At 59.3% G+C, this 16,825-nt stretch carries 12 protein-coding genes; 5 read left to right on the forward strand and 7 right to left on the reverse strand.

The genetic code is table 11. The features are described from left to right. Positions 1 to 51: 51 nt before the first annotated feature. From VI234_RS16885 to nagZ, 3 genes are all read left to right on the forward strand, one after another. Positions 52 to 912 carry a carbohydrate ABC transporter permease gene (locus tag VI234_RS16885; RefSeq protein WP_008308407.1) on the forward strand — a complete coding sequence of 287 codons (861 nt, stop codon included), beginning with the start codon at positions 52 to 54 and terminating at the stop codon, positions 910 to 912. 1 nt (position 913) lies between these two features. After that, on the forward strand, positions 914 to 1,831 hold the full coding sequence (locus tag VI234_RS16890; protein ID WP_008308406.1) for a carbohydrate ABC transporter permease: 918 nt from the start codon (positions 914 to 916) through the stop codon (positions 1,829 to 1,831). Between the two features lie 75 nt (positions 1,832 to 1,906). Beyond that, positions 1,907 to 3,478, forward strand: a complete 1,572-nt coding sequence (gene nagZ / locus VI234_RS16895; RefSeq protein ID WP_049942839.1) for a beta-N-acetylhexosaminidase — start codon at positions 1,907 to 1,909, stop codon at positions 3,476 to 3,478. A 39-nt stretch (positions 3,479 to 3,517) separates the two neighbouring features. On the opposite strand, the gene VI234_RS16900 is transcribed toward nagZ, so the two are convergent. Both VI234_RS16900 and VI234_RS16905 read right to left on the reverse strand, forming a co-directional pair. After that, positions 3,518 to 4,222 (reverse strand): PIG-L deacetylase family protein, encoded by a 705-nt coding sequence (locus VI234_RS16900; protein WP_008308403.1) that lies wholly within the window; start codon positions 4,220 to 4,222, stop codon positions 3,518 to 3,520. A 44-nt stretch (positions 4,223 to 4,266) separates the two neighbouring features. Further along, the gene (locus VI234_RS16905) at positions 4,267 to 5,484 is read right to left on the reverse strand and encodes an aminotransferase class V-fold PLP-dependent enzyme (RefSeq protein WP_336330656.1); all 1,218 of its coding nucleotides are present in this window, start codon (positions 5,482 to 5,484) and stop codon (positions 4,267 to 4,269) included. 131 nt (positions 5,485 to 5,615) lie between these two features. Here VI234_RS16905 and VI234_RS16910 point away from each other — a divergent pair, with 131 nt between their 5' ends. Both VI234_RS16910 and VI234_RS16915 read left to right on the forward strand, forming a co-directional pair. Continuing rightward, positions 5,616 to 6,746 (forward strand): ABC transporter ATP-binding protein, encoded by a 1,131-nt coding sequence (locus tag VI234_RS16910; RefSeq protein WP_336330657.1) that lies wholly within the window; start codon positions 5,616 to 5,618, stop codon positions 6,744 to 6,746. 1,181 nt (positions 6,747 to 7,927) lie between these two features. After that, positions 7,928 to 8,680 (forward strand): IclR family transcriptional regulator, encoded by a 753-nt coding sequence (locus VI234_RS16915; protein WP_049942837.1) that lies wholly within the window; start codon positions 7,928 to 7,930, stop codon positions 8,678 to 8,680. 256 nt (positions 8,681 to 8,936) lie between these two features. Here VI234_RS16915 and VI234_RS16920 read toward each other — a convergent pair whose 3' ends face one another. The 5 genes from VI234_RS16920 to VI234_RS16940 form a co-directional block, all read right to left on the reverse strand. Beyond that, positions 8,937 to 9,659, reverse strand: coding sequence for an ABC transporter ATP-binding protein (locus VI234_RS16920; protein ID WP_336330658.1), 723 nt, complete (start codon positions 9,657 to 9,659; stop codon positions 8,937 to 8,939). Continuing rightward, the gene (locus tag VI234_RS16925) at positions 9,656 to 10,420 is read right to left on the reverse strand and encodes an ABC transporter ATP-binding protein (RefSeq protein WP_336330659.1); all 765 of its coding nucleotides are present in this window, start codon (positions 10,418 to 10,420) and stop codon (positions 9,656 to 9,658) included. Before VI234_RS16925 ends, VI234_RS16920 begins: the two co-directional genes overlap by 4 nt. Then, complete coding sequence (locus VI234_RS16930; RefSeq protein ID WP_336330660.1) at positions 10,413 to 12,437, reverse strand: ABC transporter permease; 2,025 nt, start codon at positions 12,435 to 12,437, stop codon at positions 10,413 to 10,415. Before VI234_RS16930 ends, VI234_RS16925 begins: the two co-directional genes overlap by 8 nt. A gap of 8 nt (positions 12,438 to 12,445) precedes the next feature. After that, entirely contained in the window at positions 12,446 to 13,693 is a 1,248-nt protein-coding gene (locus VI234_RS16935) for an ABC transporter substrate-binding protein (RefSeq protein WP_336330661.1), read from the reverse strand. Positions 13,694 to 13,823: 130 nt separating this feature from the next. After that, a complete protein-coding gene (locus VI234_RS16940; protein ID WP_336330662.1) occupies positions 13,824 to 16,673 on the reverse strand; it encodes a penicillin acylase family protein in 2,850 nt (949 codons plus the stop codon). Positions 16,674 to 16,825: the final 152 nt, after the last annotated feature.

The raw sequence follows: 16,825 nt of genomic DNA on the forward strand, positions 1-16,825 counted from the left end.
TTACCTGCAAGCCAGCGCTTCGGGCTCAAGCTCATTGCCCCGGCTCTGGCAATGATGCTTCTCGTCCACGGGATTCCAGTCATCCTCGGGTTCGTTATGAGTTTCTACGAGTTCCCGTCGCTCAGATACACTGACTGGTTCCGCCCAGAGACGTTCGTCGGGCTTGACCACTTCGCGAAGGTCTTCCAGAAGGATACGATCTATGGCGCACAGTTCTGGAACTCGCTCAAAGTCACCATTCTGTACACGGTTGGCTCGGTCGTAGGGACGTACGTTCTCGGGCTCGTCACCGCACTCACCCTCGATAAGCAATTCCGAGGGAAGCTTGTCGCGAGGACCGTGATTCTGATTCCGTACGTGACACCGGTTGTCGTCACGCTTCTCACCTGGCGGATGATGTTCCGGAGCGATACTGGAGTCATCAACGCGTTACTCCGGCAGGCCGGACTCATCGAGGGGTCCCTGTTCTGGCTTCTGGGCCCGAACTCGCTGTACGCGATAATCATCGCGAACGTCTGGCGGAACTTCCCGTATGCGGCGATCATGTTGTACGCCGGACTGCAGTCGGTACCGGAGCAGTTGTACGAGGCTGCAGAGATAGACGGGGCCGGCCGATGGGGGAAACTGCGGTACGTGACGCTGCCACAGTTGAAGCCCGTCTCTGCCGTCATTCTACTGCTGTTGATCCTCTGGACCTTCATCAACTTCCCCGTCCCGTATATTTTGCTGGGCGGGTCACCGAGCGAATCGGGGAACGTCCTGATGTTGCTCATCTACTCCTTTGGCTTCAAACAGAGTGCGTACGGGATCGGGTCCGCGCTCAGCGCGATGCTGTTCCTGTTCTCTATGACCATCGCATACGTCTATTACAAGCGCGTTGTGGCGTCGAGCTACGACGGAGGTGCTATCTGAGATGCTCAGTTCGCTCATGGCTGCCGTTGGGTCAGAAAGTACGGTGGTGCCCGACGAAATGCGACTGACTGCCGACGGCAAAGAGCTCGTGTACCAACTACTCTGGCGCTCCGTGCTCATCCTCGTTCTCATATTCGCGATATTCCCCGTCTGGATGATGTTCACGACGTCGTTCAAAACCCGTGATGAAGTGCTGCAGCTCGGGCTCGACATAATTCCGGCGGACCCCTATGTCCAGAACTACTTCCTGATGTTCCAGCGGTTCCCGCTCGTCGACTACTACGTTAACAGCCTGATCATTTCGAGTGTGACAACGGTCCTCTCGCTGTTCATCGGTGGACTGGCTGCCTACTCGTTGTCGCGATATGAGTTCCCCGGCAAGGAGAAGTTCGAGATGGGGGCACTCGCAACGCAGATGATCCCCGGAGTACTCATCCTCATCCCGATGTTTCTGTTGTTCATCGTCATGGACCAGTCGGCGAACGTGCCGATGAAAGACACGTACCATGGAATGATATTCCTCTATACGACGTTTACCGTCCCGTTCACCATCTGGATGCTTCGTGGGTACTTCGACACGATACCGACCGCGCTGGAGGAAGCCGCGCGGATCGACGGCTGTACGCGGACACAGGCCCTGTTCCGCGTCGTCATGCCGCTTGCAGCACCGGGCCTGGCCGCGACTGGGATGTTCGTGTTCCTGCTCGCGTTTAACGAGGTGCTTTTCGCGTCGGTCCTGGCGACCGACAACGTCACGCCGTTCTCCATTGGGATTCAGAACTTCCAGCAGCAGGATCAGACGATGTGGGGCCAGATGATGGCTGCCTCGACGCTCGCCGCTGTCCCACTGCTCGCAATCTTCGTCGTGTTCCAGCGGCAGATCGTTTCCGGGCTGACGTCCGGGAGTGTCAAGCAGTAATCTTCGGCTCCAGTTTTGTGGCGGTTCGCGATTCCAAACGTAGTTTTATATCCCCAGCACGTCGGATGTTGTCATATGCAGACTCAGACGGTGGCGAGTATGCCATTAGCACAGAAAGTCGGCCAGTTATTCATGGCTGGCTTTGACGGCACCGAACCGACTGATGGGATACGGGAACTGATTCGTGAGTACAACCTCGGCAACATCATTTATTTCACCCGAAATATTACGTCGCCCGCGCAGGTGGCAGCCCTCTCGGCGGAGTTGCAGTCAGAAGCCACAGCAGTCGGCGCTGGCCTCCCACTGTTCGTCGCCACCGATCAAGAGGGTGGCGTCGTCTCACGCCTCGACTGGGGCACGCAACTGCCGAGTCAGATGCTCATTGGGGCCTGTGATGACGAAGCGATGGCTCGGAAAGCAGGTGTGACCGTCGGACGGGAGCTACGGAGCCTCGGAATCAATCTGAACCTCGCGCCAGTCCTCGACGTCAACAACAACCCGGACAACCCCGTAATCGGCGTCAGGTCCTTCGGTGAAAACCCCGAGCGTGTGGCTGCGCTGGGCGCAGCCATGGCCCAGGGCCTCCAGTCCGTGGCTGTCGCGGCCTGTGGGAAGCATTTCCCCGGTCATGGCGACACGGCAGTCGATTCACATCTCGACCTGCCGGTGGTCGCCCACGAGCGATCCCGACTGGAACGCGTGGAGTTCGCACCGTTCGAAGCGGCGATACAGAGCGGTATCGACGCGATCATGACCACACACGTTGCCTTTCCGGCGATAACAGGTGACGACGAACTGCCAGCGACGATATCGTCGGCAGTCCAGACAGCACTGCTTCGAAAGCAATTGGGGTTTGATGGGTTACTCGTCACGGACTGTCTCGAGATGGATGCGATTGCCGAAGGCGTCGGTCCCGCCGAAGGGGCTGTCCGTGCAATCGAGGCCGGGTGTGATATCGTCACTGTTTCACATACGCTCGAGCGACAGCGTGCAGCGATTGAGGCCGTGCTTGCCGCCGTCCGAACGGGACGGCTTACCGAGGAGCGAATCGACCGGTCGCTGCAGCGCATCCGGCGTTGTAAACAGCAACGGATGGGTGCATCTGAGACTGCCGAAGAGCCGGAGTGGAATCGCTGTGCGACCGAATCGAAACAGCTTGCAACCGAAATCGCAAACTGTGGGGTAACACTCGTCAGGGACGACAGCGAGACATTGCCGTTCGATACGTCGCGTCACCTGCATGTGGTCAGCTTTACCGGGACGCGGGGGTCGCCCGCCGAGGACGAGCGATACGACCCAGAGATGGTCGCTGCTGCGCTCAGCGAGGTCGGGTTTGAAATCACGACACAGACAGTGGCGACCGGTGAGACTGTCGAGATAGCGGCAGCGAACGAGCAGATTGTCGCTGTCAGTTACGATGCCCTGGCAAACGAGTCACAGGCAGCGACGCTCCGGACACTCATTGCGCACCACGACCGGCTGGCAGTCCTTGCCGTACGGAACCCATACGACCTCTCTGTCTGTCCAGATGCGGCTACGTTTTTGACGACGTACGGCTACTCGCCAGGTGCGATTCAGGCAGCGGCGAAAGCACTGGCAGGGACAGTCGACCCAACGGGGACGCTTCCGGTCACGATTCCCGACTGAGGTAGCTTCAACGACAGTGCTGGTGAAACGCTGGCGACCCTATCCGAGAAACTCCTGTGCGGACTCGTGCAGCGGGACGAACCCCTCCGCACTGCGGGCACCGGCCTGCTTCCCGAACACGAGATTCTCGGCGCGAAGTCCGTCGATGAGGTTGTCGAACTCGGCGTCGATGCCCCCGTGCTCGACGAGGAACTCCACCTGTGACTCGTGTTTCTTGATCGCCGTGACCTTCTGTTCCAGATACCCATCGATATCGATGAACATGGAGGGTGTAAACTCCGATGTCGGCTTGCCGAAGTAGTAGATGTTGTCCGGATCACAGGGTTCGAAATCCGTCTCAACGAGGGGGAGCGAAGCCATGTAGTACGCGTCCGTAACTAAACGTGACGTCGCTCGGTGGTCTGGATGCAGATCGTCTTTGTAGTGCGTGAGGATGACGTCCGGGTCGTACTCCCGGATGACATCCACCATCTCTACACGGTTCTCCAGGGAGTAAGTGATCCGCCCGTCTTTGAACTCGAGGAACGCGACTTCCGAGGCGCCTAACACCGCCCCCGAGTCGCGGGCCTCCTGTTCACGGACCCTCCCGACGGCTTCCTGTGAGTCCGTTCGCAGCCCGCCGTACTCTCCCCGAGTCATGTGTACGATACTGACCTCGTCACCGCGTTCAGCGTGCTTTGCTATCGTACCGCCACAGAAGACATCTGCGTCGTCTGGGTGGGCAACTACTACGAGGACGTCCATACTATGCTATGGTATTGTAAGTTATTATTTATATCTTTTCTCTGTTACAGATGTGTGAGCAGGCGGTCGACGACGTACGCAGCACCGTCTTCGTCGAGACACATTGGGTTGAGAACGATCTCTCCCTCGTCGATGCGGTCCTCACCGACATACACGCGCGGGTCCTCGCGCTGCAGTTCTGTCACCAGCGCGGCTGCCGAGAGGGTAGATTGGGAGTGAGTTATATCCACAACGACCCGTGGAGCAACACTCTGCTCACCACCAGCGACGACTGTGGTCTCCACGCCCGCTGCCTCGAGCTGGCTCGCCATGTTTTCGGCGAGGTTCTCCCACTCGGCGACAATCGCTTCCTGATCCTCCTCGATGAACAGTTCCAGCGCGCGAATGAGGCCGACAAGTTCCTCCTTACCGACCTTGAGCGACCGTCCGATTCCCTGTCTGGGGACCCCATCGAACCGTTCCGTCTCGATAAGCGAGCTGGGTGGGTTCCAGACCCGGCGGTCGACGTGCATATCCTGATGCTGCACAGCGATTGAACGGATATACTGACGTTTGCCGGCGATGATACCCGTCGTCTGTGGGCCGCGGATTCCTTTGCCACCGCTGAACACCACCATGTCGGCTCCCTGCTCGACGAAACGAGAGAGGTTCTCAATGGGCGGCACCTCGGCGGCAGCGTCGACAATCACGGGGACATCGTGTCGGTGTGCGATCTCCGAGACCGTCGAGAGGTCCGGCTGTGTGTATGTTTTCTGGACGTACGCGACCCCGGCAGTGTTTTCGTCGATGGCGCTTTCGATCTCCCAGGGTTCCACGTTTGTTGCGCCAGTGCCGAGGTGGTAATCGTTTGTCCCGACATCGACGATGTTTGCGCCAGCCGCTTGCAGTGCGTGGTCGTACCCCGTCCGGTGAGTCCGGGGCATCACGATGTCGTTTGGTGCGTCTGTCGGATGGGGTAACTCCGACATAGTTTTCGGGTCGTCCCCCGCGATCGCGGCAGCCGCGGCCAACAACAGGCCGGCCTCAGCACCCGGCGAAACGTATCCGGCTTCCGACCCGGCGATCTCAGCGATCTGTTCGGAAGCCGTTGCCTCTAGGTCACTCAGCTGAACGAATTCGTCGGCAGCAGCGCGCATGGCGTCCGCGGCTTCCTCTCGAATGAGGCTGCCGCCAATCCGCGTTTTTGTGCCCGCTGCATTGACGACCGGCGTGACATCCAACTGACGATACACCGACTCTGACTCTGTTGTGAATGGAACCATAGTTGTGCTCTTTTCACTACCGCTAGTCCCGTATACGAACTCAAACCCGCTCCAGGTATATGAAAGGTTCCCATCTATAATCGAAGAACACAAACTATTATATATCTCTGTGGAACAATAACAGGTATCGCATGGCACAGTTAGAGCTCGATAACCTTATCAAGACGTTTTCCGACGGGAGCGACGAGGTTGTCGCTGTCGATACGGTGAATATGTCGCTAAACGACGGCGAGTTTCTGGTACTGGTCGGCCCGTCCGGCTGTGGAAAATCGACAACCTTGCGGATGGTCGCCGGGCTTGAGACGGTGACTGAGGGCGATATTCTGATCGGAGACGAGTCTGTTATCGGCACCGAGCCCCGTGACCGCGATATCGCGATGGTCTTTCAGAACTACGCGCTCTATCCACATATGACCGCAGAGGAGAACATGTCGTTCGGGTTGAAGATGACGACGGATCTGGATACAGAAACGATTGAACAGCGTGTAACCGAGACAGCCGAGATGATGGGCATCGAGGACTTGCTTGATGATCCGCCAAAGGAGCTATCTGGGGGCCAGCAACAGCGGGTGGCGCTCGGGAGAGCAATCGTTCGGGACCCAGCGGTGTTCTTGATGGACGAGCCACTGAGCAATCTGGATGCCAAACTCCGGACGAAAATGCGGACCGAACTAAAGAGCCTCCAGAACGAACTCGACGTGACAACGATCTACGTTACTCACGACCAGACGGAGGCAATGACGATGGGCGACCGTATCGCTATTCTGGACGACGGCGTGTTACAGCAGGTCGGAACGCCACTGGAGTGTTATCACCGTCCAGCCAATCGGTTTGTCGCCGGGTTCATCGGGTCGCCCTCGATGAACTTCATTCCTGCCGCTGTCGAGGACGGGTCGCTAGTGCACCAGGAGTTTACCTACGGGCTGTCCGCTGAAACCACCGCCCAGCTCGACGGGTACGAGGAAGTCATCCTCGGTGTCCGGCCCGAAGATATTCAGCTCAGCACCGCGACTGGCCCGGAGCAGACCGTTACCGCGACCGTCGACGTCGTCGAGCCACTTGGGGACCTGTTTCATGTGTACGTGACTATCGACGGGCAGCAGTATACGGTCACCGTCGAGGATGGGTCAAACCTCGGGAATGGCGTCACGGTCGGATTGCGGTTCCCAGAGGAGGTCATCCATCTCTTTGATGCGGACTCCGGCACTGCGATCAAGAACAGTGAAACGGAAATCGACGAAGAGAGTCCGGTTGCAGCCTGATTTTGCTCATTCCGCAACGCTCGATAGAATGTGGCTTGAGAGTACCCGTGAAGGGTTCCCAGTGGTAGTGACGGCCGGGAGAATACCCAAGGAGCCACTGGGAGGAAGCACCGCGGAACGGACCCGCTTTAACAGCGCGCTGAGAGCAGGGCTGGCTGACGAGACTATCTGAGACGTGCTTACTTAGTATTCAATATTCCCGCTCTGCGAGCGAGTATGGGAGTTCGTTTCGTAATGTGAAATGTATTCACGCAGTCACCAGCGAGGCGCAGTCACTTGCGATATGAACTGTTGTCGTTTTGAGGCGTCAGGACCGCAACGGCGCTGTGTTTCGTAATACGACATCTGCGTTGCCTTCAGATAACAGGCGTACAGATATTATCGGAGTGGTCGGCTTATCTACACGTCTCACTATAGTAATAATTGAAACGATGTACACACTGATCGAACTGCCGTCGGGCGATCAGGTGTGCATTGATTTTCAATGGCTACTATAGGCGGTCGAGAGTAGCGGAGAGACAGATGTAACCCTGACTGAGATTCAACACCTGTGAACAACCCTCACTGTAGGCCGGATGGTTGCACTGCGACTCTGGAGCGCGCATACCGCAGAGATACGCCCATAAGATAACAGGCGTACGGATGTTATCTTTTTCAGAGTCGGCCTGAGAGTTACCGGCTGTAGGTGATAGTATCGGCGTTGGAGTGCAGCAGACCAGTATCGAGGCGATACGAGAAGTGATTGCGGTTGTGCAAGGAGAGTGCTGAGCACGAACAAGGCGAATCGAAGCGGACTGGGAGACTGTGACAGGACTAGTCCCGGTAACGCTGCTATCCTCGCTATGTTCTCATTTGTATTTCGTATGCTGCGGCCGAGTTCAAGCTGATTGAACAGCGTGGTGTACAGCAAAAGTGCCAGCGTCCGACATCTGCATCGGCCGGCACTAGAATACCGGGACGACACCGCCTTACTCCGTTTCTCAGTGGCAATACAGTGGTCAGTAGGTACGTAAACGGAACGGACGGAATTTAGGAGGGTTACTGGATTGCCGAGTTTTGGGTAGGTATATCATGGTTCAGTCGTCGCGACGCCACTGGGAATACACCTGATAGCACAGTCCCCGGGCACATGATTCAATCTTGTTGAATAATTTTATAAACAGTTAGCCGAATATACGCGTATGACAGGACAAGGCCCGATAGAGTCCGCCGGGAGGGTGCTGGACATTATTGAAGCACTGAAAACGGAACAGGCACTCGGCGTCACTGAGCTGGCAGAGCGAGTGGAGATGCCCAAGAGCACAGTCCACGTTCATCTCTCGACACTCCAGAGCCGAGGCTACGTCGTCCAGGACCAGAACAAGGCGTATCGGCTGAGCTTGCGGTTTCTGGATATCGGGATGAAAGTCCGCGAGCGACAGGAAATGTACCAGGAGGTCGCCCCGAAACTGAACGAGATAGCCGACGAAACCGACGAGAAAGCGTGGTGGATCGTCGAAGAGAACGGAAAGGCGGTCTTCCTGGCCAAAGCGCTCGGCAGTCGGGCGATTCAGACAAACTCACAGATCGGCCAGTACACCGAACTGTACAGGCTCGCTGGTGGCATGGCAATCCTCTCAGTGTTGCCGGAACACCGGCGGGAGACAATCCTCGAAAGCTACGACTACCCTCTCCCCGACGGTCGGGATCGGCAGGAACTCGAAGCAGAACTCGACGAGATTCAGGACCGCGGCGTCGCCTACGGCATCGACCAGTTCCTCGAAGGCGTGGCCGGCGTCGGTGCCCCGCTGGTAGACAACGCCGGCAACACGTACGGTGCCATCAGCGTCTCGGGACCAGCGAACCGGCTGGACTCGGAACGCATCGAAAACGAACTGACGGACCTCATCCGTGGAATCTCCGGCGAGCTACAGGTGAATCTCTCGTATCAGTAGTTCTACTGACTCGAACACCGCTATTCTGGACAAGAAACCTGTGAAACCGCTCGATACCTCCGGAATAACGCTTTGACACGATAGAAACCGATTCAATAGAATAGAACGAGCCATGGGGTATGTTCACACACTGATGGTCGCTACTGCTCGGTGCATGGAGTTCGAACTATGGTCGGTAAGCCCCGTCCCGACGGGGCCCTGCGCTATACGGCAAGTGACCGGGGATCGGGTCGTCGCCCGGCGATTGTCGCCATAGTCAGTCAGTGACACCGACGCCGAGGTGTCTGTCGAGTACGTCCTCGTTGTTCTGGATCTCCGCCGCAGTCCCCTTGTGGACGATTTCGCCCTTTTCGAGGATGTACGTGTACTCCGAGACCTCCAGTGCGACCGGGATGTTCTGCTCGACAACCAGCACCGTGATACCCTGTTCGTTCAGTTCGAGGATAAGGTCCTCTATCTGTCGGACGACATAGGGTGCGAGCCCTTCCGTCGGTTCGTCAAGCAACAACAGATCCGGGTCGGCAGTCAGGGCACGGCCGACCGCGAGCATTTGCTGTTCGCCACCGGAAAGGACCGACCCGTCCTTGTGTTCTCGCTCCGCGAGGTTCTCGAACATGTCCAGCACGTCGTCGACTGACGGCCCGTCAGGCGACTCGGCGCCGATTTCGCCCATTCTGATGTTCTCTCGGACGGTCAACTCGGGGAAGATCCGTCGCTCTTCGGGAACGAACCCGATGCCGCTCCGGATCGTCGCCTCGGCGTTGAGTGTCGTGATATCGTCGCCATTGAACGTTATTGACCCACCAGTCGGGGTGATGTTCCCGACAATCGACCGTAGCGTCGTCGTCTTGCCGACGCCGTTGCGCCCGACCAGCGACACAACGCTTCCGCGTTCGACATCCATCGAGACGCCCTGTAGCACCTCGGTCATCCCGTACCCGGCCCGGACATCTTCGAGAGAGAGGAGCGGGTCGGTCATTCGCGGACACCACCGAGGTACGCATCGCGGACGTCTTCGTTGTTTGCGATCTCGTCGGGTGTCCCGCTTGCGAGTTCTTCGCCGCGAGTAAGGACGGTAATCCGGTCCGAAACACGCATCACGAGGTCGATATCGTGTTCGATGAGCATCAACGACCGGTCTGAGAGGACCTCATCGATGAGGTTCATCGTGGCCTGTGTTTCCTCGCTACTCATTCCTGCGGTCGGTTCGTCGAGCATGACGAGGTCGGGGTCTGTCGCCAGCACGAGCCCCAGTTCGAGTCGTCGCTGATCGCCGTACGCCAAGGCCTCCGCGTGCTCGTCAGCCCTGTCTTGGAGCCCGATCTGTTCCAGTACTGTCCCGGTTTGCTCCGCGATCTCGTCGAAGCCGTTCTTGTCACGGAACAGCGCTTCGCCGGGGTTGATCTCGTCACTGTGGACGGACTGTGCTGCCAGCCGAACGTTTTCTCGAACGGTGAGACCACCGAAAACGTTCGTAATCTGGAACGACCGGCCCAGTCCGCGGCCAACCCGTTCGTGTGGCGCGACGTCAGTGATGTCCTCACCTTTGAACCGCACGACGCCCGCTGACGGCGATAGTGCGCCAGTGATGAGGTTAAACGTCGTTGTCTTCCCGGCCCCGTTTGGCCCGATAACGCTCCTGAACTCACCGTCCGCAACCGACAGCGACACGTCGTCAACGGCGGTGAGCTTGCCGAACCGCTTCGTCAGTCCGTCCGTTTCGAGTACAGTCTCAGTCATCGCTTCTCACTTCCGGCTCATCCATGTCAACAGGACCGTCCGCGTTGTTGGCCGTCTCCAGCCGTTGTGCGACGAGAGACGGAATCGATACGATACCGCGTGGGACGAACAGCACGAACAGGATAAACATCGTCCCGATGATAAGCCGCCACTGGTCGGTGTACGACGAGAGGAACTCCTCGGCACCGAAGAAGACACCGGAGCCGATCATGGGACCGTATAGTGTCCCCATTCCACCGAACAGCGCAATGACGATGACTTCACCAGAGTGGATCCAGTTGAGGGTCTGGTCCGGCGAAATGATGACAGTCGATGGACTAACTGCGAGGAGGCCGCCAGCCAGTCCAGCCATTCCGCCGCTGATGACAAACGCTCGGCGCTTGTATCTGTTGACGTCGTACCCGATGAACTCCGCTCGCTCCTCGCTTTCCCGAATCGACTGCAGGACACTGCCAAACGGCGCGTTCATCATGCGCCGAGCGAACAGGAGCGACAGCACGGCGATGAGCAGGGCGAGATAGTAGAACACGAACTGCTGTCCGAGTTCGTAGCCGAGGAGCCCGAACTCGATGTTCGAGAGCGACGCCCCGACAGTACCGAATCCGAGGAACGCCTCGAAGCCCAGCAGACCGTCGCTCCCGCCGGTAAAGTCGAACTTGAACACAGCACTGTAGAGCAGCTCCGCGAACGCCAGCGTGATCATGGCGAAGTACACGCCGGACACCCGAATCGAGAGGCTGCCGACGATCCAAGCTAGGACGGCACAGATGAGAATCGCCCCGAGTAAGACGACGAAAACCGACTGCGAATAGTGCAACATGACGAGCGCGGCGGTGTACGCACCGACGCCGTAGAACATGGTGTGGCCCAGCGGGACCAGGCCGGCATAGCCCATCACGATATCGAGACTCAATGCGAAGATTGCCCAGATCAGGATCTCGTTGAGAACGACGAGGTAGTACTGGTCGCCCATGAACAGAATCGCGAGTGGGGCGAGCGCGAGCGCGACAACGGCGATACCGCCGAGCCGTACCCGCGTGCTGTCCGCCAGTACCCCGCCGTACCCCCCGACGAGAATCTCTCCCTCGCTTTCCGACTCTTCACCTCGCGTTCCGAACAGTCCTTGCGGTTTCACGAGCAACACGGCGATCATGAGCAGGTACACAGTCAACCCCTCGAGATTGGGAACGCTCAGCGTGACGTCTCCGATCGTTGCCACGACAGACCCACTGTAGGCCCGCATCAGCGTTTGGACGACACCGACGAGCAACCCGCCGAAGACGGCACCCCTGAAGCTACCGAGGCCGCCGAGGACGACGACAACGAACGCCGGGATGATGACGCTGTTCCCCATCCCGGTGTTCACGTTCTGGTAGCCACCGAGGACGATCCCGGCGACAGCAGCGAGCGCCGCACCGACACCGAAGACCAGCGTGTAGTACTGGTCGATGTCGATACCCACGTTGCGGACCATTTCACGGTCCTGCGATCCGGCACGGATGATCATCCCGTACTTCGTCCGGTTCAGCAGGTACCACGTCACTACCGCGAGCAGCGCCGCAAAGACGATCATGAAATAATTGTACACGGACACCTGGACGCCCAGTATGGACACTGGTCGGCTCAGATACTCCGGGACAGCTAGCTGTCGTTGCTGTGTCCCCCAGATAAGACGGATGCCGTCGTTGATTACGAGCACGAGCCCGAACGTCAGGAGAATGTGATATAGCGGGTCTCGACCGTACAGCGGTCGGACAGTCGTTCGCTCGATAGCGGCACCGATGAGACCGACGGCGACCGGTGCAACCACTATCGCGATCCAGAACCCAGTCCCCGCGCCGAACGGCGCGATGATGCTGAGGGAGAAATACGCACCGAGTGCGAACAGTTCGCCATGGGAGAAGTTGATCACGTCCATCACGCCGAAAATGACCGACAGTCCGGCGGCTAGCAGGACGTAAACCATCCCAAGGGTGAGGCCATTCAGCAGTTGTTCGATGAAATCGGCAGCAACCATCGTACTACCTACATCTCACAGCCGAGGTCACTGGCCGGTGGCAGCGTCTCCGAACCCGGGACCTGCTCGAGGAGTTCGACATCCGCTGTGTCGCCATCGCCCGCGACGAGTTCGGCCATCCACGTCGGATTGGTGGCCTGGTGATCGCTCTCCCGAAGCGTGATGTCCCCCAGCACTGTCGTGAACGTGCCTCCTTCGAGGGCGTCTCGGACATCCCCCGGTTCGGTGCTCCCGGCTTCGTTCATTCCTTTGGCCATCAGCCGCATCGAGTCGTAGCCGACGCGGGCGAAGTTGCCGGGCTCTCTGTCGTTCTCGCTGGCGTAGGCCTCGACGAATGCCTGATTGTCCCCGGTCTCGAGCGAGGGGTCATACCGAGCGCCGCCGAAGGTGCCGACGCTGTTCGACCCGGTCCCGGCACGGACGCTCTGGAACGTCTGGGTCGGACCGACAACAGCAATCTGGTCGGTGAGGCCCTGATCTGCGGCCTGGTTGGTGAAGTTCACCAGATCACCACCGGTCATCCCCAACACGACCACGTCAGCGTCGGAGTTGCTGATCTGCGTGATGAACGAACCGTAGTTGCTGGCACCCAACGCCGACGTTGATGTCCCGACCTCGGTGTAGTCGTCGCTGGCGTTCTCCATTCGTCTGCTCGTGCGGTTGTACACCGAGTCGCCGTACGCGTAGTCCGCGTAGTGGAACCAGACGTTGTTCCCCAGATTGTTGACTGAATACGCCGATATCGCCTCGGCGATCTGTGCAGTATTCGTTTCAAAGCGGAACACCCATTCGTTGCAGGCGGACCCGGTGATCGGCACCGCTGCGCCGCCGGGGAAGTAGATATGCTCAGATTGCCCGGCAAAGTCGTTCAGCCCGAGCGCAACGGAGCTGGAAATCGCACCGAACACGAACTCTGCCCCCTCTTCCTGGACGACACGCTGGGCCTCGGACTGTGCGGCCCCGGCCTCGGTTTCTGTGTCGCCCGTCACCAACTCGAACTCGAAGTCGTAGTCGTCGTTGTCGTTTATTTCTGCTACAGCGAGTTCAGCCCCAGTGCGCTGGCCTGGCCCGAGAGAGCTGAACGGGCCAGTCATTGGATTCAGACTCGCAACGGTCACTGCCTCCTCGCCACCTGTTGATCCACCTTGGCAGCCGGCGAGGCCAAGCGCGCCGGCCGCGCCGGCGGCGGCGATGAACTGTCTCCGTGAACGGTCGATTCCCACACTACTGTCTGGTGAGGTACCTTCGCTCGACATAGGTTCATTATCTATTGTTAAGCAAATCGTATTAAAGCCTTGCCCCCTGTCGGCGCGTCTCGCGCTGTTCGCCGCGTTCGGTAACTGCACTATCGCGTCTGGCGGCTCTTGGTCACCACCGCTGTGGGGGCTAGCTGGTGTTGTCGTCTTGTCTGTACAGCCACGCCAGCGCAGTCCCGAGTACTGCGGTCGCCCCAGTGAGTGCCGTGAAGCCGGGACCACTGGCGGCAGTCCCGGTATTCGTCTCCGTCGCTGTGTCCGCACTCTCTGTCTCGGCAGGAGTTGTCGCCCCGCCGGCCACAGTACTCTCGTCTGTCTCAGTGCCCTCACTCGTCGGCGTGTCACCGGTGGCACCGTCAGTTGGGCTTGCTGACCTCGTCAACTCACGAATTTCAGACGTTGCGGACTCGATAGCGGCGTCGGCGAACAACAGCTGCTTGTACTCGAAGTCCTCGAACATCGCCAGCTGGTCGTCGTAATGTTCGCCGGTAGTGCTGTCCGGAGCGACGTAGCCGTCGTTTCCGGGCGGGAGGATGTTCTCAGCCTGCGGGTCGTCGCTGAGCCGGACGACGTGATTCTCGGTCCCGCGGTTCATCAGCGCCGTGTTCCCCGCGGACGTGACGCCGATAGGCATTCCGAACAGCGCGAGGTTGTCGAACTCGTGCAGGGCTGCCTCACGCCGCCAGGACCCCGGGTCGCCGTCGTATCGCGCGGCGAGTTCGCTCACGGCCGTCCGGAACGCGCTGACCAACGCGTCCGTGATATCTCCATCGGCGTACTCTGCTTGCGTCGGCAGTGCTGTCTCCGCCGGGTTGAGGACCCGCATCAGGGTGCCGCGTCCGTAGTCGTAGTCGAGGAAGTACGATGCCGGCCCGTATGCGCTCCCGAACGTCTCGCCGAAAACCTCCTCCAGAATGTACGGGAACGTCGCATCCCAGATCGTGTACCCGGCAGAGTGGCGTCCCTCGTTGTCTTCGCCGTCGGCCTGGGCGAAGTGGTCCCACGAAGCCAGTTCGTCGCGGGCTTGCTGTTCGGTGCTGGAGAGGTCTGCGTCCGCAAGCGCGTCGAGCAGATGCTCTCTGTACCGAATCGAACGCAGGTCGGTGAAGGAGATATCGTAGATAACGGTCTTCAGGAACTCATAGTCGACTTCGCCGTCCTGAGCTAACCGCTGCTCTACCAGATTGATAATCCGTTGCACGCGGTGGTCGGTCGACCACGAGTAGCTCAGGTCGCCGTTGTTCCAGTCCGGTGCGGGTTTGTTGTTCCACTGTGCCGAGTACCCCGGGGCGGGGTTGATTGCGTATGGCACGTCACCGTCAGCCGCGCGCAGGTAGTCCGCCGACGTGAGTTCGTACTGCGTTCCATCGGCTGGCAGCCGAGTGTCCCAGTCGACTGCTTCGCTGTCCGGATACCGCCCCAGATGGACATACGCGATGTCGCCGTCCTTGTCTGCCCACATGAAGTTCAGTGCGTAGTCACAGCGCTGTGCTGACTCCCGGAACTCCTCGGCGTCCGTCGCGAACTGACACTCGTAGAAGGCCCGCCAGCAGTTCATCTGCCGGCCGGCGTATGATTTCGTCTGCGCCAGCGCTTCCCCGTTGTCGGGGTCCCACTGGGTCACGACACCGTGGCGTGTGAACCGTTCCGTGTACGTCACGTCCTCGCCGTCGGCGACAGTGATCGTCTGCTCGGCTGTTTCGACCTCGGACTCCTCGCCCTGGAAGGTGTACGTGTCCGGACCCGACGCGTTGGTCGTGATCGACTCCGTGAACATCTGGATGCAGTTGTCGATCCCGGCAGTCGAAGTCAGTGCCCCGTTGCGGTTGTGTCCGAACATGATGAACGGATACCCGGTAACGGTGACACCGGCGACGTCGAAATCCGGCCCGTGCAGGCTCGCCTCGTACATTATCGAGGGCGTGTTGAACCCCATCTGTGGCCCGCCCATCAGTAGCGCATCGCCACTGGACGTGATATTACCCTGGACAGCGAGGGCGTTGCTGCCGTACTTGATCGGGAGGCCCAGACTATCGAGTCCGGACGCAAGCGTTCGCATCCGCTCCATCTCTGCCTCGTGCATCCCTTCGGCGTCAGTTGGTGGCGTGTAGTCACCGCCAGTGACGAGGTTGCTCGGCATCATAGACGCGCCGGTTGCCCCACGCGTCACCCTGTCTGTCTCCTGTCCCCCGGCCACGTCGGGTGTCGGCCCTGCACCTACGTCAGTATAGGGAGGGGAGTAGGCATCCGAGGACTGGACTGTCGAGGTCGGGCAGCCGGGGTCGTTACCCCACTGCAGGTCCTCGAAGAGCGCCATGGCACGCTGTTCGCTCCCTGTTTCCTGTGTGAGTGCATCGAGGACAGTTGCGCTGAGGGTCTCCAGCTGGAAGCCGCTGAAATATGCCATACTCGCGACGAACATCCCCGCGGTGTCCGCCGTAGTAAACGCCTCGGGCTCGAACCCGTGCTCCTGAAACGCCTGGTGGAATTCCAGGTCCTCGCTCTCGCGGACTTCGGTAATATACCGGTTGATGCCGTCGGTAAACGCCTGCAGGACCGCTCGCTGGTCCGCCGTCAACTGTTCAGCGGCCTGCTCGTCGAGTGACGGCTCGCCGGCGGTGTTGCGCCGCGCCTCGATATCGAACTGGATCCAGTCGGTGTCCCCGTCACCCGAGCCGAGGATCTCTGCGACAGTCCCGTGATAGTACCGCCGGTACAGTTCTAGCTGGTAGAGCCGGTCGGCCGCGGTCGCGTATCCGAACCCATAGAACACCGGGGCACGGCTGTCGGCGTCGCGGGCGTAGACGTGTGGTACGCCGTAGTCGTCGCGTCGTATCGTGACCGTCGCGTCATCGTCCTGTGCGTACGCTAACTCCGTCTCCACGGCTCCGATACCGGTCATGCCGGTAACCGCCGCGCCCGTTTTCAGAAGCGATCGTCGTGTGAGGTGCCGCCGCGATTGCTGGTGCTGTGCTGGCATCCCGTAGTCGACAGTCTGGATATTTAATAAATATTTGGGAACATTTCAGACGGAGTCGGGTGTGTCTGTTCGAGTCCGGTATCAGTGGTGCAGGAGTATAGACTATAGCAGGGAGGGGCCGGGTACCCTCCCACCGAGATTGACACTTATCG

The sequence above is a fragment of the Haloarcula sp. CGMCC 1.2071 genome (genome assembly GCF_037078445.1).
GTDB classification, from domain to species: domain Archaea; phylum Halobacteriota; class Halobacteria; order Halobacteriales; family Haloarculaceae; genus Haloarcula; species Haloarcula amylolytica.

Coding starts and splice junctions, on each gene's coding strand:
- VI234_RS16885 (WP_008308407.1), top strand. CDS start 52: ATGATGCTTCTCGTCCACGGGATTCCAGTCATCCTCGGGTTCGTTATG.
- VI234_RS16890 (WP_008308406.1), top strand. CDS start 914: ATGCTCAGTTCGCTCATGGCTGCCGTTGGGTCAGAAAGTACGGTGGTG.
- nagZ (WP_049942839.1), top strand. CDS start 1,907: ATGCAGACTCAGACGGTGGCGAGTATGCCATTAGCACAGAAAGTCGGC.
- VI234_RS16900 (WP_008308403.1), bottom strand. CDS start 4,222: ATGGACGTCCTCGTAGTAGTTGCCCACCCAGACGACGCAGATGTCTTC.
- VI234_RS16905 (WP_336330656.1), bottom strand. CDS start 5,484: ATGGTTCCATTCACAACAGAGTCAGAGTCGGTGTATCGTCAGTTGGAT.
- VI234_RS16910 (WP_336330657.1), top strand. CDS start 5,616: ATGGCACAGTTAGAGCTCGATAACCTTATCAAGACGTTTTCCGACGGG.
- VI234_RS16915 (WP_049942837.1), top strand. CDS start 7,928: ATGACAGGACAAGGCCCGATAGAGTCCGCCGGGAGGGTGCTGGACATT.
- VI234_RS16920 (WP_336330658.1), bottom strand. CDS start 9,659: ATGACCGACCCGCTCCTCTCTCTCGAAGATGTCCGGGCCGGGTACGGG.
- VI234_RS16925 (WP_336330659.1), bottom strand. CDS start 10,420: ATGACTGAGACTGTACTCGAAACGGACGGACTGACGAAGCGGTTCGGC.
- VI234_RS16930 (WP_336330660.1), bottom strand. CDS start 12,437: ATGGTTGCTGCCGATTTCATCGAACAACTGCTGAATGGCCTCACCCTT.
- VI234_RS16935 (WP_336330661.1), bottom strand. CDS start 13,693: ATGTCGAGCGAAGGTACCTCACCAGACAGTAGTGTGGGAATCGACCGT.
- VI234_RS16940 (WP_336330662.1), bottom strand. CDS start 16,673: ATGCCAGCACAGCACCAGCAATCGCGGCGGCACCTCACACGACGATCG.